This is a genomic window from Streptomyces sp. ME19-01-6 (assembly GCF_033793745.1).
Lineage (GTDB): Bacteria > Actinomycetota > Actinomycetes > Streptomycetales > Streptomycetaceae > Streptomyces.
This window is the reverse complement of sequence record NZ_JARAXF010000134.1, coordinates 1-635: the sequence shown is the minus strand read 5'-3', so window position 1 is coordinate 635 and position 635 is coordinate 1. Positions and strand designations below refer to the sequence as shown.

Sequence of the window (635 nt, the reverse complement as noted above, 5' to 3'; positions counted from 1 at the left end):
CGGATTCCACTTCTGGTGGCCGAAGTTCACCGGCAAGATGCTCGACGAGCGCCTGGGCAAGATCACCTTCTGGACGCTGTTCATCGGCTTCCACGGCACCTTCCTGGTCCAGCACTGGTTGGGAACGGAAGGGATGATCCGCAGGATCCCGGACTATCTCGCCGCCGACGGCTTCACCACGCTGAACACCGTCTCGACGATCTTCTCCTTCGTGCTCGGCCTGTCGATCCTGCCGTTCTTCTACAACATCTGGAAGACCGCCAAGTACGGCAAGAAGATCGAGGTCGACGACCCGTGGGGCTACGGCCGCTCGCTGGAGTGGGCGACCTCCTGCCCGCCGCCGCGGCACAACTTCACCTCGCTGCCCCGGATCCGCTCCGAATCCCCGGCGTTCGACCTGCACCACCCCGAGATCGCCGAGCGGGAGCCGGTGGCATGAGCGTGTCTTGGTGCGCTGCGCGGGCTGGACTGAGGAGCCGCGCAGCGACGGAGGAGCGAGCAGTGACGAGGGAAGCCCGCGTGTTGGAGCGCGGCAAGACTGAGCGGGGGGAGGGGTGCGTGTCTTGGTGCGCTGCGCGGGCTGGACTGAGGAGCCGCGCAGCGACGGAGGAGCGAGCAGTGACGAGGGAAGCCCG

At 66.6% G+C, this 635-nt stretch carries 1 protein-coding gene; it reads left to right on the top strand.

Annotation, left to right across the window (positions count from 1 at the left end):
• On the top strand, positions 1-439 hold a 439-nt coding region (locus tag PV419_RS52995), incomplete at its 5' end, for a cbb3-type cytochrome c oxidase subunit I (RefSeq protein WP_319701266.1).
• Between the last annotated feature and the right edge of the window lie 196 nt (positions 440-635).